The following is a 14768-nucleotide window of genomic DNA, read 5'->3' as shown; positions in this document are numbered from 1 at the left end:
GCCGCTTCCCTCTCCCTCACGACGCCTCCTGCCGGAGGCGTCTTGCATGGCGTCGCCTTCCCCTAGCCGAGCCGAGTCGCGGGCATCAGGCGCGCCTCGAGCCGCCGTCCCAGCCGCGTGCGCAGCGGCAGCACGAAGCGCTCCTGGAACATCATGCAGAACACCACGGTGGCCAGCAGGAAGACCGGGTATAGCCACAGTGAGCTGTCCCCGGCGGCGTCCAGGCAGCCACGCAGGTCAGTGACGCAGCGGGAAGGCTCGCCGGCGTGGACCCGCTCGACCCGGGTGAAGATCACGTAGAGCGGCACGTGCAGCGCGAACATCGGTAACGAGGCGCCCCCCAGGCGCCTGGCCAGCCGTCGCAGCCGGGGATCCGCGGGCGACGGTACCCGAGTCATCAGCAGGATCAGCATCAGCTGCGCCGGCAGCAGCAGGCCGTTGTGCAGCAGGTAATACCAGGCGTGCCCCTGGCCCAGCAGCCATAACGCCCCGACCACCGAGACGACCACCCACAGCGCCATCGCCAGGCACAGGCCCCGCCCCGGCCGGTAGCCGGTCCGCCGCCAGCGCGAGTAGAGCACGCAGAGCAGGATCCCGGCGATGAACTCGGGCAGGCGGATCAGGGGATTGCGATGCAGGATCCCCGTCTCGGGCAGGCCGAAGTCGGTCAGGGCGATGACCAGCAGGGGCGGCAGCAGGTAGAGCAGGTTGGTCAGCGCCAGGGCACGGCCCACGTGCCGTACTCGGAACAGCCGCGGCGCCGCCCAGGGGAAGACCAGGTAGAAGAACATCAGCGCCGAGATCGACCAGGACGGCGGGTTGAAGGTCAGGTACAGGGGGTTCCAGGCATGCAGCAGGGTCGCATTGAGCGCCAGGTTGACCCCCAGCTCGGTGTCGCTCATGTAATGGCGCAGGGCCTCGGGATCGGTCTGCCCCAGGTCGTTGTTGACGTCGTAGATCACGAAGCGGATCGAGGCGGCGGCGTCCTCCGGGGTGATGGCCAGCTTGCCCACGACGGTCGACACCAGCATGGCCAGCAGCAGCGCGCCGATATGGATCGGGTAGAGGTTCGCGAAGCGCTTTATCCAGAAGCTGCGGGCCGGCTCGCGCAGCGACTGGTGGTGATCCAGGTAGACGTGCGCCAGCAGAAAGCCCGAGAGCACGAAGAAGGAGCTGGTCGAGAAGAACCCGATATCCGTGATGTAGTGCGACCAGCCCGAGATCGACGGGTAGTTGTGCAGCGTGTGGAAGATGACGATGTACAGCCCCAGCACGAAGCGCAGCCACTCCAGGCCGATGAAGCGCTCCTTGGTCGGCGCCTTGCCCCGGTCGCGTGACGCCTGATCACGCGACCGGTCGGCGGCCAGGCCACTCATCCGGTGGCCTCCGGGCTCGGCTCCGGCACCCTCGGCCTCGCCCCCTTGACGAGGCCCGACTCACCGCCGACCTCTCGGCTCCGGCCCGGCACCTTCAGGCTCGGTGCCCGCGGCAGGCCTAGCTCACGCCAGGCGGGATGGGCGTCCGGCTCGTCCCACACCCGAAAATGCAGCATCGACAGCAGCACCGGGTCGTCGAGCAGGCGCAGCCGCTCGGCCGAGGGCAGCTGGCGGGGGTCGCTGGCCGCCGCCGCGGCCACCCGCTCCTCGCGGCGCCGCTGCAGCAGCGCCGAGTGGCCATGGCGGCTGGTGGCCAACGCACAGCCCAGGGCATTGGCCACCGGATCGACCACCGTCTGGATGAAGGTCGGCGAGGCGGGCCAGCGCGTCATCCACTTCAGGTGGCGCACCATGCGCCGCAGCACCCGCGGCGGACGGGTCTCCTCGGGGATCCGGAACAGCCGCGCCCGCTGGCTGCGCAGGCCCAGCGACACCCGACTCGAGAAGACCGACACCGGGATGGAGACCATCAGCGCGCCGACGATCGGCGCCAGCCACCACAGGAAGGTCGGCTCGAGGTAATAGACCCCGGCCGCCCAGACGGCACCGATCAGGGTCTGGACGCCATGGTTGCGCACGGCGTCCCCCCAGGTCGTGTCGCTGTTGTCGCGGGACGGCGAGCGCCACTGGATGCCCCGTCCCAGCAGGGCCGCGAGCACGAAGCGGGTATGGAAGAGCATGCGCACCGGGGCCATCAGCATGGAGAAGAGCGACTCCACCACCATGCTCAGCCAGACCCTGCCGGCGCCGCCGAACTCCCGGGCACCCTGCCGGCTGATGAGGATCACGCTGAGCACCTTGGGCAGGAACAGCAGGGTCGCCGTGGCGGTGAAGAGTCCCACCGCCAGCCCCGGTTTCCACTGCGGCCAGACCGGAAACATCATTCCCGGCTCGGGGAAGTACTGGGGCGTGCCCAGGGTATGCACCGCCAGCAGGGACGTGGAGAGGATCAGGAACAGGCACCACAGCGGCGCGGAGAGGTAGGACATCAGCCCGGTGAGGAAGACCGCCCGGTGCACGGGGTGGATACCGCGGGCCAGGAACAGTCGGAAGTTCATCAGGTTGCCGTGGCACCAGCGGCGGTCCCGGTTGAGCTCGTCGAGCAGGTTGGGCGGCATCTCCTCGTAGCTGCCCGGGAGGTTGTAGGCGATCCACACCCCCCAGCCGGCACGGCGCATCAGGGCGGCCTCGACGAAGTCGTGGGAGAGGATCTCGCCGGACAGCGCCCCCTTGCCGGGCAGCGGCGAGAGCAGGCAGTGGCGCATGAAGGGCGCCATGCGGATGATGGCGTTGTGCCCCCAGTAGTGCGCCTCGCCCAGCTGCCAGAAATGCAGCCCGGCGGTGAACAGCGGCCCGTAGACCCGGGTCGCGAACTGCTGCATCCGCGCGTAGAGGTTGTGCCGCCCGGACGCCTTCGGCGCGGTCTGGATGATGCCGGCCTCGGGGTTGGCCTCCATCAGGCGCACCAGCCGGGTCAGGCAGCTGCCGCTCATCACGCTGTCGGCATCCAGCACCAGCATGTAGCGATAGTTGCGCCCCCAGCGACGGCAGAAGTCATCGAGGTTGCCGCTCTTGCGCTTGACCCGGCGCTGGCGGCGGCGATAGAAGACCCGGTCGAAGGCACCGAGCTCCCGGCATAGCGCCAGCCAGGCATGGGTCTCGGCGATGGCCACGTCGGGGTCGCTGGTGTCGCTGAGGATGTAGAGGTCGAAGGCCGCCTCCTGCCCGGTATCGCGCAACGACTCCAGGGTGGCGCGCACGCCGGCGAACACCCGGGGCACGTCCTCGTTGCAGATGGGCACGACCAGGGCGGTGCGGGCGCCGGGATCGGGCGGCGTGCTGTCATCCACCTCGCCGCTATCGATCACATGGCGGTCGCGCCCGCGCAGCAGCTGGAAGAAACCCATCAGGGCCGTCCAGAACCCCGCCGACACCCAGCTGAACAGCAGCACGAACAGCGCCAGGATGGCGATCTCCAGCGGCCGGGTGCCCTGGTAGGGCAGTACCGAGCGCATGTAATCCATGGCCACCAGGCTCTGGCCGACCGTCAGCACCAGCAGCACCCACCGCCGCAGCCGGCCAACCCGCTGCCAGTGGGGCATGCGGCCATGGCGGGCGGGGCCAGCGCTGGAGCCAGTGCCGGTCATGCCGCGCCACAAGCGACGCGACCAGCGGGTCAGCGGCCCCTTCGCCCAGGGCTCCGGCGCCAGGGGGGTCCGGGCCAGCGGCGGCATGGTGCACAGCCGGGTGATGCCCCGGGCGTCGGTCACCAGCGGTGGCGACGGGGCCAGCGGCGGCGAGGGGTAACCCAGCGCCAGCCGCGGCCCCACCGACACCGCGGCGGGGTCCTCCTCCAGCGCCGGCTGTCGGCTGAGGCCCTCGTGGAGGGCCGCCAGCCCCTCGGCATCGAGCTCACTGGCCATCAGCTCGCGGCGCGACTCAGGCGAGGCGGCCTCGAAGGCCAGGCTCTCCAGGTACTCGGCGGCACGATCGGCGGGACATTGACGATCAGCCATGGGCGGGCAGCCGGTAGGTCCAGGTCTCCGACAGGGGCGCCTCACCATCCTTCAGCGTCGCGCGGATCTCCATGGGCCGGTCGTCGTCCGCGCGCTTGACGCGAAGGAAGACCCGCCAACCGCCCTCGGCCGGGTTGGGCACGGCTCGGCTTTCGACCAGCTCGCCGTTGTCGCCGACGCTGGCCTCCACCGCGAGACCATCGTCGGCCTGATAGCCCTCGAGCACCGGCCCCTTGAAGTCGAGCACGAAGGCGAGACTGCCGTCCGGCTCGCGCACCAGGTCATTGCGGCGCACCTCCCCCTGGGAGCGGCGCGTCTCATCGACCCACGCCAGCTCGGGATCGAGGAACTTGGCCTCGGTGGTGGTCCAGTGCATCCGGTAGCTGAGGTCCAGGGGCTCGCCGGTCGACGGCAGTGACTCGGGCTTCCAGAAGGCCACGATGTTGTCGTTGGTCTCGTTGGGAGTAGGGATCTGGATCAGTTCGACCACACCGGCTCCCCAGTCGCCCTGGGGCTCGATCCAGGTGCTCGGACGGCGGTCGTAGCGATCCACCAGGTCCTCGTAGTCGTCGAAGTCGTGGCTGCGCTGCAAGAGGCCGAAGCCCGCCAGGGACTCGACGGGCGCCTCCTCGATCATCAGGCGCGCCGGGTTGGCCAGTGGCCGCCAGCTCCAGCCGTCGACGGCATCCTGGACCAGCAGGCCGTTGGAGTCGTGGATGGCCGGCCGATAGTTGAGGCTCTCCGAGGGCTGGCCAGGGCCGTACAGATACATGCTGGTCAGTGGGGCGATGCCCAGCTTCTCGACCTCGCGACGCAGGAACAGGCGCGACTTGACGTCCACCACGGTGTCGTCCCCCGGACGCAGCACGAAGCGGTAGGCGCCGGAGAGGCTGGGCGAGTCAAGCAGCGCGAATACCGTCAGGTACTGGCTCTCCGAGGTCGGTTTGACCACCCAGAACTCGCGGAAGGCGGGGAACTCCTCGCCGCTCTGCAGCGCGGTGTCGACGGCCAGGCCGCGCCCCGAGAGCCCGTACTGCTGGTCGCGTCCCAGAGCGCGGAAGTAGCTGGCCCCCTGGAACACCATGGCCTCATCCATGATGTCCTCTTGGTTGAGGGCGTTGAGGATCTTGAGACCAGAGAAGCCCAATCCCTCGAGCTGCTCCTCGGGAATCGAAAGCTCTCCATAGTCGAAGGCCGCGGGGTCGAATGCCACCTCGCGCACCTCGTCATCGGACACGGTATGTACCTTGACGGCACTGTCGAAGTGCATGCCCTCATGGAAGAAGGTCAGTTGGAACGGCAGTTCCTCGTCGGCCCAGAGGGCCTGCTCCCCTCGATACTGGATCTGCGCGTAGTCCTCGTACTCGAGTTCGCGCAGGGCATCGGGCAGATTCGTCTCGGGGGCCTCATAGGCCGACTCGGAGAGCGACCTGGCCCTCTTCGCCACGTCATCGAAGTCGAAGGCCATGAGCGCGGGCGAGGCGAGGCCGCCAAAGACGCCGATCAGGCTCATCATCAGCCATGGGCGGGCACGCCGGCCGGTCGGGCGCGAAGACAGTGACACTCGAATGGATGCTGGCAATTTCACACTCCTTTGCATTGGCCAAGGTCGCAAGGCCGAGACGACGATCCGACGGAGCGCGACGTTCAGGGAACGTCCGTGCTCCCGAGCAGATACCTTCGGACCCCCCGCCTCGCCCCGTCACGCCTTCAACGGCTGCATGCCGCGGACGGCCGCCTCGGCAAGGTGGTTCCCGTCGTTTGCGACTGGCGGAGGCCCCCCAAGGTTCAGCGCCTCACGCGTGCGCGGACGTAGCATCGAGTCTTCCTAATAAATAACTGTCTCTAAATAAAGACAGCAGGGAGATCTGGGCGCTATTGCAGAGTTCTTCGCCACTGAGCGCCCTTCCGACAGAAAAGCCACCCAATAAGAGCGCGAACATTGATAGAATCTCGCGCGCCACGCAGACGTCCCCTGTCCCGGCTACCCGCCTGGGGCGGTTCGCGCGGCGCGTCACTGTGCTTATCGGCACCGCCGACGCGACCGTTCGAGTCGTCCCGCAGGGAGGCGTCTGTCCGCCCATTACAATTCCGAGAGATCCTCCATGATCGCCACCCTGCAAACCCTCGGCCGCCCGCTGATCCGACTGGGGCTGATCCCCCAGATCGCCATCGGCATCGTCTGCGGCATCCTGCTCGCCACGCTCGCGCCGGACACGGCCCAATCGGTCTCGCTGCTGGGCCAGCTGTTCATCTCCGCCCTCAAGGCGGTCGCCCCGATCCTGGTGTTTATCCTGGTGACCGCGGCCATCGCCAGCCACCAGAAGGGGCAACCGACCCACATCCGCTCGGTGATGGTGCTCTACGTGATCGGCACCCTGGTCGCCGCCCTGGTGGCCGTGGCGGCGAGCTTCGCGTTTCCCACCACCCTGGCGCTGGATCGCCCCGAGGTCAGCGGCAACCCGCCCGGTGACATCATCGAGATCCTCCAGAACCTGCTGCTCAACGCCGTCGCCAACCCGGTCACGGCGATCATGGAAGGCAACTTCATCGCCATCCTGGTGTGGGCCATCGGCCTTGGCATCATGCTGCGCCAGGCCAGCGACGCCACCCGTACCCTGCTCGGCGACCTGTCCGATGCGGTCTCGAACATCGTGCGCCTGGTGATCCGCTTCGCCCCGCTGGGCATCTTCGGCCTGGTCGCCAACACCCTGGCTGAGTCCGGCATGAATGCCCTGCTCGACTATGGCCACCTGCTGATGGTGATCGTCGGCTGCATGCTGTTCGTCGCCCTGGTCACCAACCCGCTGATCGTCTACTGGCAGACCCGCGAGAACCCCTATCCGCTGGTCTTTACCTGCCTGCGCGGCAGCGCCATCACCGCCTTCTTCACGCGCAGCTCGGCGGCCAACATCCCGGTCAACCTGGAGCTGTGCAAGCGCCTGAAGCTGCATGCCGACACCTACGCCATCTCGATCCCGCTGGGCGCGACGGTCAACATGTGCGGCGCGGCCATCACCATCACCGTGATCACGCTCTCCGCCGCCCATACCCTGGGTATCGGCGTCGACTTCCCCACCGCCCTGCTGCTGTGCATCGTCTCGGCACTGGCCGCCTGCGGCGTCTCCGGCGTGGCCGGCGGCTCACTGCTGCTGATTCCCATGGCCAGTAACCTGTTCGGTATCTCCACCGACGTGGCCATGCAGGTGGTGGCGATCGGTTTCGTGATCAGCGTGGTGCAGGACTCCACCGAGACGGCGCTGAACTCGTCCACCGACGTGCTGTTCACCGCGGCCGCCTGCCGCCGCGAGGAGAACGCTCAGGCCTGATCCTCCCGCCGCGGCCCCGTGATCGTCACGGGGCCGCGCGCCATCGGCGCCCACTTTGTCCCCGCCTCGCCAGCGCCTTCCGCGTCCCCCCGCCTGTCGCAGGCATGAGTTTTCCCACTCTTAATATGAATCAATAAATCACTCTTCAGAGTGATAACGTTGAGGCAACATCACGACTGAAGATAGACAGCATCGGCGTCATTTAAGATAGTAGGGGCAGGTAGATACATTTCGTAACCGGTCTCGAGCGATCGGAGGCCGGCCCCCCACGATCACACAGGAAGCGCCAACGCCATGCTCTCCCTCCTGCGCTCTTCACTTCACCCTCTCCTGTGGCTGTCGCTGCTGCTTCCCCTGAGCGCTCACGCCGCCGAAGGTGTCGCCCCGTACGATCCGGTCCTGACCCTCGACCAGGAGGGCGAGCGCCAACGACTCACGCTGGAGGCGATCGAGGCCACCGACGAGTTGCACCACGTCCAGATGCAGCACCCCGAAGGCCCCGAGGGCCGCTTCTCGGGCGTCTGGCTGAATGCCTTCCTGGCGGCGAACGACATGGAGGACGCGCGTCGCGTGCGCTTCATCGCCGATGACGGCTACACCACCTTCCTCACCCTCGACCAGCGCCAGGAGAAGGACTACCTGCTGGCGACGCGGCTCGACGGCGAGCCGATCGGGGTAGACCGGCTCGGCCCGCTGATGCTGGTGGTACCCGAGGACGCCGAGGCCGTACTGGAAGGCACGGTGCCGATGAACCGCTGGATCTGGGCGCTCGAGGAAATCCGCGCGAGATGACGACCGCCCCGGGCAGGGCGCTGCGCCGTCGCCTGCTGCTGGCCTTCGGCCTGATCGCCTCGGTATGCGCCGCGGCGATCGTCTACTATGCCGCCCAGGCGCGACAGCACGTCGGCGCCGACTATACCGCCATGGTCGCCGACGTGGTCCGCTCCCAGGAAGATCCGAAGGAGCTGCTGACGGCCCTGATGCGTCTCGACGACGACCATCCGGATCATCAGACCCACCAGGAGGAGCTGGGCGAGCTGCTGCTGCGCATTCCCCGGCGCATCGAGAACCTCCGGGTCCAGATCCTGCGCAGCGACCTGCCCCGCCAGGCCTACGCGCCGCTGATCGACGAAATGACCCTGGTCCAGGAGCGTATCGCGACCCTGCTGGCCCGCTTCACCCGGGCTCAGCGCGATGGGCTCGACGGTGAGGAGATCGCTGCGCTGCGCGAGCTCGGGCTGGAGGTCGAGGCGGGGCTCGCCTGGAGCTACAGCGAGCTCAGCCTGCTGGTGCAGAACGCCTCCGCCGGCCAACGCCAACTGATGGAATGGCTCACCGTCGCGGTGGTCGCTCTGCTGTTGATGGTGGTGGCCGCCGTTGGCGCGGCGATGCTGATGATGCTGCGCCTGCAGCGCCAGCGAGACATGATGCGCTTCCAGAGCCAGACCGACATGCTGACCGGTCTCTATAACCGACGGCGACTGCAGGAGGTGGCCGAACAGGAGTTTGCCCGTCGCCGGCGCCACCCCGCGCCGCTCTGCCTGATGCTCCTCGACCTGGATCACTTCAAGCACGTCAACGACACCTATGGCCACCCGGTGGGCGACGAGGTGCTCTCCTCCTTCGCCGATACCCTGCAACACCAGGTGCGGCGCCTGGATACCCTGGCGCGCATGGGCGGCGAGGAGTTCGCGGTGCTGCTGCCAAACACGGATGGCCAGGCCGCGCGGCTGCTCGCCGAACGGATCCTCGCGGCCACCCGCGCCATGCCGCTGCCCGCCGTGGCCGGCGACCATCGACTCACCGTCAGCATCGGCCTGAGCGAGGCCCAGCAGGGCGACAGCTTCGAACACCTCTATACCCGTGCCGATCGTCGCCTCTATGGCGCCAAGGAGGCCGGCCGGGATCGCGTGGTCTCAAGCGACGCCCTGGCGGGCGTGCCACGTCAAGACGCGCCCCCGGACGACGACGAGCTGGACGAGCCTAAGCGACGCACCGCGCCATAGGCGACGCCGCCTGGCTTCCTTCCCCGCGGCGAGGCTTCCCCTCGATGCCTTCCTTCGCCGCACCGGCGCTTAAGCACGGCGCAGGGCGCGATCGTTCCCCGCCCCTTTGACCTCCCGCCTTGGCAGCTGCCGCCAGGCCTGTCACGAATGGTCTAAAAATCAGTACACGATCCGTCTTTCATTAGCGCATGGGTGTTTTCAATACTCGGGTGGCGACGGTGCTGATAAAGCAAAACTACAACTCCATCCGAATAAGGACGCTTCATGCCCCTCTCAAGCCTGCTCGACTGGCGCCTGCATGCGCTGGTCGTCGTGACCGCCCTGCTCTCCGAATTCATCGGCATCCAGCGCCTGCCGCTGGGGCCCGGCACCCTGCTGCTGCTGCCGCTCTTCTACGCCTTCATCCTCGGCGTGCTGCTCAACCCCAACGTGACACGCACCGCCGGGAAGTTCGTTCCCTCCCGGGTCAGCCATGCCGCCGGGCCGCTGATCCTGCTGTCGATCATGCCGTTCATCGCCCGCTTCGGCTCGACCATCGGCCCGGCCATCGAGGACCTGATCGACGCCGGTCCCGCGCTGATCCTGCAGGAGCTCGGTAACCTCGGCACCATGCTGATCGCCATGCCGCTGGCGGTGCTGGTGTTCAAGATGGGCCGCGAGGCGATCGGCGCCACTTACTCCATCGCCCGCGAGCCCAACATCGCCGTCATCTCCGACAAGTACGGCCTCAAGGGCCCGGAAGGCGTCGGCGTCATGGGCACCTACGTGGTGGGCACCATGTTCGGCACCCTGTGGTTCGCGCTGATGGCGGGCTACCTCACCTCGCTGGAACTCTTCGATCCGCGCGCCCTGGCCATGGCCTGCGGCGTGGGCAGCGGCAGCATGGTCGCCGCCTGCTCGGCGGCCATCGCCGGCACCCTGCCCGAGATGAAGGACGAGCTGCTGGCCTTCGCCGGCGCCAGCAACCTGATGACCTACGCCACGGGCCTCTACCTGTCGCTGTTCATCGCCCTGCCCGTCGCCGAGAAGCTCTACACCCTGCTGACCGCCGGCAAGCGCCAGGCCAAGGCCGTGGGCGCCCAGGTCACCGGCGGACTCAGCGCCGACGACGCGTCGAGCGATGCCCCGGAAGAGGAGCGCCCCGAGCGCAACCTGCCGAAGACCGCCCTGGCCATGGCCGCCGCCTGCGTGGTGGGCTGGGTGGCCAACACCGTCAACGGCGCCGACCTGATCACCGCCCTGCCGGGCATGCTGATCCTCTACGCCATGACCATGATCGGCCTCGTCATCACTCGCTTCGCGCCCTTCTACCTGCCGGGCGTGGCCTGGGTATCGCTGGTCAGCATCGTGATGACGCTGCCCTGGTTCCCGGGCAACGCCTGGCTGACCGAGCAGCTCGCCGCCGTGAACTTTCTGGCCATCGTGACGCCGGTGCTGGCCTACGCCGGCCTGGCGCTGAGCCCGCGCGAGCTCGGCATGTTCCGCAAGGCCGGCTGGAAGCTCGTGATCATCGCGATGCTCGTCTTCACCGGCACCTTCCTCGCCTCCGCCCTGATCGCCGACCTGCTGCTGTGAGCCCGACCATGACCGACACTGCGCTTTCCGCCCCCGACGCCGACACGCTGCGCACCTGGCGCCACGACTTCCACCGGCACCCGGAGACCGCCTTCGAGGAGCACCGCACCAGTCGGCGCATCGCCGAGATCCTCACCGAGGCCGGGCTCGACATCGTCACCGGCCTGGGCGGCGGCACCGGCATCGTCGCGAGCCTCGAGGGACGGCGCGGCCCGGGACCGAGCATCGGCCTGCGCGCCGACATCGACGCCCTGGACGTCACCGAGTCGAGCGACGCCGCCCACGCCTCGCGCACCCCCGGCAAGATGCATGCGTGTGGCCACGACGGCCACACCACCATGCTGCTCGGCGCCGCCTGCCGGCTGGCAAGCGATCCCGACTTCGCCGGCCGCGTCCACTTCATCTTCCAGCCCGCGGAGGAGAGCGAGGGCGGCGGCCGGGTGATGGTCGAGGAGGGGCTCTTCGAGCGCTTCCCGATGGAGGCCGTCTACGGCGTGCACAACTGGCCGGGGCTCGCCGTCGGCGAGGCGGCGGTCCACGACACCGCGGTGATGGCGGCCTTCGATGTCTTCACCCTGACCCTCTCGGGCAAGGGGTGCCACGCCGCCATGCCGCACCTGGGCACCGATGCGATCCTCGCCGCCTGCCAGCTGGTCACCCAGCTGCAGGGGCTGATCAGCCGCGAGACGCCGGCCCACCAGACGGCGGTGCTGAGCGTGACCCAGTTCCATGCCGGCGACGCCTTCAACGTGATTCCAGAGACGGTCGAGCTGCGCGGCACCCTGCGCTGCTTCGACGAGCCGCTGCGCGCGCACCTGCAGCAGCGCTTCCAGGAGGCCGTCGAGTCGCTGGCCCGCTTCCACGGCCTGAGCGCGAATCTCGACTATCAGCCCCGCTACCCGGCGACCATCAACGTGCCCGAGCATGCCGAGCGCTGCGCGGAGGTCCTCGACTCGCTGCCCGGCATCACCCGGGTGCACCGCGACCTGCCGCCGAGCATGGCCTCCGAGGACTTCGCCTTCATGCTCAACGCCCGCCCCGGCGCCTACATCTGGCTCGGCAACGGCGAGGAGAGCGCGGCGCTGCACAACCCGCACTACGACTTCGACGACCGGCTGACGCCGCTCGGCGTCGACTACTGGGTGCAGCTGGTGCAGCAATTGCTCGGCGAACGCCCGGCGCGCTGACTCCCGCCGCTCCCCTACCGAGCGACACCGCCACGTTCACGCCTGCCTTCCCGGCCGGACGCCTCGCGTCCGGCCCGGTCGGACGCCCCTGCACGCCTGAACGCCTGGCCATGACGCCGTCACCCCACCCATCCCCTCACCCGCTACCGAACAACGACAAGGAGCGCCTCGTGACCACTACCGTTACCGTCATCGGACTCGGCAACATGGGCCGCGGCATGGCCCTGACCCTGCATCGCGCCGGCTTCACCGTGCAGGGCAGCGACATCGACGCCGATGCCCGCCAGCGCCTCACCGACGAGGGCATCGCCTCCCTGGCACCGGAGGCCATCGGGGCCAGCGACGTCTACCTGCTCTCGCTGCCCACCTCGGCCCACGTCGAGCGCGTGCTGAAGGACGCCCCGGGGCTGCTCACCCTCGCCCCGGCCGGCAGCGTGATCATGGACACCTCGACGAGCGACCCGGGCGTGACCCGCCGGCTCGCCGCGGAAGTGGAAGCCAAGGGCCTCGAATGGCTCGACGCCCCGGTGAGCGGCGGCCCGGCCGGTGCGATCAGCGGCCAGCTCGGCATGCTGCTGGGCGGCAGCGCCGCCACCGTGGCGCGCCTGCAGTCCGTGCTCGACGCCCTCTCGGCCAGGGCCACCCACGTCGGCGGCCCCGGCAGCGGCCACGTGGTCAAGCTCGCCAACAACTACCTGTGCGCCGCCCACCTGCTGACCACCGCCGAGGCCGTGGCCATGGCGAGCCGTGCCGGGGTCGACCCGCAGGCCTGCCTGCAGGGGCTGAACAGCAGCTCGGGGCGCAGCGCCGTCAGCGAGGTCAACTTCCCGCGCTGGATCCTCTCCGAGAGCTTCGACTCGGGCTTCACCATGGGCCTGATGCGCAAGGACCTGCGCCTGGCCCGCCAGACCGCCGGCGAGCTCGAGCTGCCCGAGGGGCTGCTCTCCGCGGTGGTCGAGGCCTGGCACGCCGACGCCGAGACCCTGCCCGACGGCGAGGACTTCAACGCCATCACCCGCTCGCTGCTCGACGCCGCTAACCGCTATGCCGCCGACCATCCGTCCGCGACCACCGTCGCTTCCGAGGAGACCTCATCATGAGCAACGCCCTGACCCAGCGCGCCCGTGACGCCATCGCCCAGCATCTCGACGCCTTCGGCATCGATCCCGCCGCCCCGGCCACCAACTGGATCGCCGGCCGCCTGATCGCCGGCGACGGCGAGGCGATCCCCCTGATCGATCCCGTCACCGGCGCCCAGCTGTTGAGCTACCGGGATGCCGGGGCGGCCCTGGTCGAGCGGGCGATCGAGGCGGCCACGACGGCCCAGGCCGAGTGGATGGCACTCAGCGCCAGCGAGCGCGGCCGCCGCCTGCAGGGGGCCGCGCGCGGCCTCGAGGGCCACGAGGAGGCCCTCGCCCAACTCGAGAGCCTGATCGCCGGGAAGCCGGTGGGCGACTGCCGCGGCGAAGTGGCCAAGGTGCGCGAGATGTTCGAGTACTACGCCGGCTGGTGCGACAAGCAGCACGGCGAGGTGATCGACGTGCCCACCACCCACCTCAACTACGTGCAGCGCATCCCCTACGGCGTGGTCGGCCAGATCACCCCCTGGAACGCCCCGATGTTCACCTGCGGCTGGCAGCTCGCCCCGGCGCTCGCCGCGGGCAACGCGGCGGTGCTCAAGCCCTCGGAGCTGACTCCGCTGACCTCGGCGCTGATCGCCATGCTGGTCGAGCGCGGCGGTCGGCTGCCGGCCGGGCTGATCGGCATCGTCAACGGCCTGGGCCACACCACCGGCCAGGCGCTGACCGCCCATCCGCGCATCGCCAAGCTGGTGTTCGTCGGCTCGCCCGAGACCGGGCGACGCATCGCCGAGGCGGGCGCCCAACGCCTGGTGCCGAGCGTGCTGGAGCTGGGCGGCAAGTCGGCCAACATCGTCTTCGACGATGCGGTCCTCGACGACGCGGTCAGCGGCGCCCAGGCCGCCATCTTCGCCGGGGCGGGACAGAGCTGCGTGGCGGGCTCGCGACTGCTGCTCCACGAGAACCTGCTGCCCGCCTTCACCGAGCGACTGGCCCGCGCCGCCGAGGCGATCGCCGTCGGCCTGCCCGCGGAGGACGCCACCCGCATGGGGCCGCTGCAGAACGCCGCCCAGTACCGCCGGGTTCATGCGCTGATCGAGGAGGCGCTCGCCCAGGGGGCCACCCTGCTGACCGGCGGCCAGGCGCCCGCCGGCCTGCCGGCGGAGACCGCCGACGGCTACTTCCTGGCGCCCACCATCCTCACCGACGTCACCCCAGAGATGACCATCGCCAACGAGGAGGTGTTCGGCCCGGTGCTGGTGGTGATGACCTTCCGCGACGAGCAGGAGGCGGTGGCGCTCGCCAACGCGACCCGCTTCGGCCTGGCCGGCGCGGTGTGGAGCCGCGACACGGCGAAAGCCCTGCGCATCGCCCACCAGCTGCGCGCCGGCACCGTCTGGGTCAACAGCTACAAGACCATCAACGTGATGTCGCCCTTCGGCGGGCTCGGCGAGAGCGGCTATGGCCGCTCCAGCGGCCTCGACGGCCTGCGCGAGTACACCCTGCCGCGCAGCGTGTGGGTGGAGACCGCCGCCCAGGCCACCGCCGCCATGGGCTACGGCGACGGCTAGGCCGCCCCGGAGAGCGCCCGGTAAGCGTCGGCATCGATCGCCCTCCCGTGGCCCGTCCGCGGGAGGCGT

At 69.2% G+C, this 14768-nt stretch carries 10 protein-coding genes; 7 read left to right on the top strand and 3 right to left on the bottom strand.

Annotation, left to right across the window (positions count from 1 at the left end; all coding sequences use genetic code 11):
• Nucleotides 1-62 precede the first annotated feature (62 nt).
• From ACGTNG_RS11480 to ACGTNG_RS11470, 3 genes are read right to left on the bottom strand one after another with little or no spacing between them, the layout of a single operon-like run.
• Nucleotides 63-1376 (bottom strand): acyltransferase family protein, encoded by a 1314-nt coding sequence (locus tag ACGTNG_RS11480; protein WP_394577145.1) that lies wholly within the window; start codon nt 1374-1376, stop codon nt 63-65.
• On the bottom strand, nt 1373-3952 hold the full coding sequence (gene mdoH / locus ACGTNG_RS11475; RefSeq protein WP_394577144.1) for a glucans biosynthesis glucosyltransferase MdoH: 2580 nt from the start codon (nt 3950-3952) through the stop codon (nt 1373-1375). The genes ACGTNG_RS11480 and mdoH overlap by 4 nt, the downstream gene beginning before the upstream one ends.
• Complete coding sequence (locus tag ACGTNG_RS11470) at nt 3945-5534, bottom strand: glucan biosynthesis protein G (RefSeq protein WP_394577143.1); 1590 nt, start codon at nt 5532-5534, stop codon at nt 3945-3947. Before ACGTNG_RS11470 ends, mdoH begins: the two co-directional genes overlap by 8 nt.
• A gap of 523 nt (nt 5535-6057) precedes the next feature.
• On the opposite strand from ACGTNG_RS11470, the gene sstT reads away from it, so the two are divergent.
• The 7 genes from sstT (at nt 6058) to ACGTNG_RS11435 (ending at nt 14699) form a co-directional block, all read left to right on the top strand.
• A complete protein-coding gene (sstT, locus tag ACGTNG_RS11465) occupies nt 6058-7281 on the top strand; it encodes a serine/threonine transporter SstT (RefSeq protein ID WP_394577142.1) in 1224 nt (407 codons plus the stop codon).
• Nucleotides 7282-7575: 294 nt separating this feature from the next.
• Entirely contained in the window at nt 7576-8073 is a 498-nt protein-coding gene (locus ACGTNG_RS11460) for a molybdopterin-dependent oxidoreductase (RefSeq protein WP_394577140.1), read from the top strand.
• Nucleotides 8070-9287: a GGDEF domain-containing protein gene (locus ACGTNG_RS11455; protein ID WP_394577138.1), complete on the top strand. Its 1218-nt coding sequence runs from the start codon at nt 8070-8072 to the stop codon at nt 9285-9287. Before ACGTNG_RS11460 ends, ACGTNG_RS11455 begins: the two co-directional genes overlap by 4 nt.
• Before the next feature lie 264 nt (nt 9288-9551).
• Nucleotides 9552-10862: a DUF3100 domain-containing protein gene (locus ACGTNG_RS11450; protein ID WP_394577137.1), complete on the top strand. Its 1311-nt coding sequence runs from the start codon at nt 9552-9554 to the stop codon at nt 10860-10862.
• Nucleotides 10863-10870: 8 nt separating this feature from the next.
• Nucleotides 10871-12049, top strand: a complete 1179-nt coding sequence (locus ACGTNG_RS11445; RefSeq protein WP_394577135.1) for a M20 aminoacylase family protein — start codon at nt 10871-10873, stop codon at nt 12047-12049.
• Nucleotides 12050-12219: 170 nt separating this feature from the next.
• The gene (locus tag ACGTNG_RS11440) at nt 12220-13149 is read left to right on the top strand and encodes an NAD(P)-dependent oxidoreductase (protein WP_394577134.1); all 930 of its coding nucleotides are present in this window, start codon (nt 12220-12222) and stop codon (nt 13147-13149) included.
• Complete coding sequence (locus tag ACGTNG_RS11435; protein WP_394577132.1) at nt 13146-14699, top strand: aldehyde dehydrogenase family protein; 1554 nt, start codon at nt 13146-13148, stop codon at nt 14697-14699. Before ACGTNG_RS11440 ends, ACGTNG_RS11435 begins: the two co-directional genes overlap by 4 nt.
• Nucleotides 14700-14768 lie beyond the last annotated feature (69 nt).

This window comes from Halomonas sp. B23F22_3 (genome assembly GCF_043496965.1).
Taxonomy (GTDB): domain Bacteria; phylum Pseudomonadota; class Gammaproteobacteria; order Pseudomonadales; family Halomonadaceae; genus Halomonas.
The sequence above is the reverse complement of the archived record's forward strand: the minus strand, read 5'-3'. Positions and strand labels throughout refer to the sequence as shown.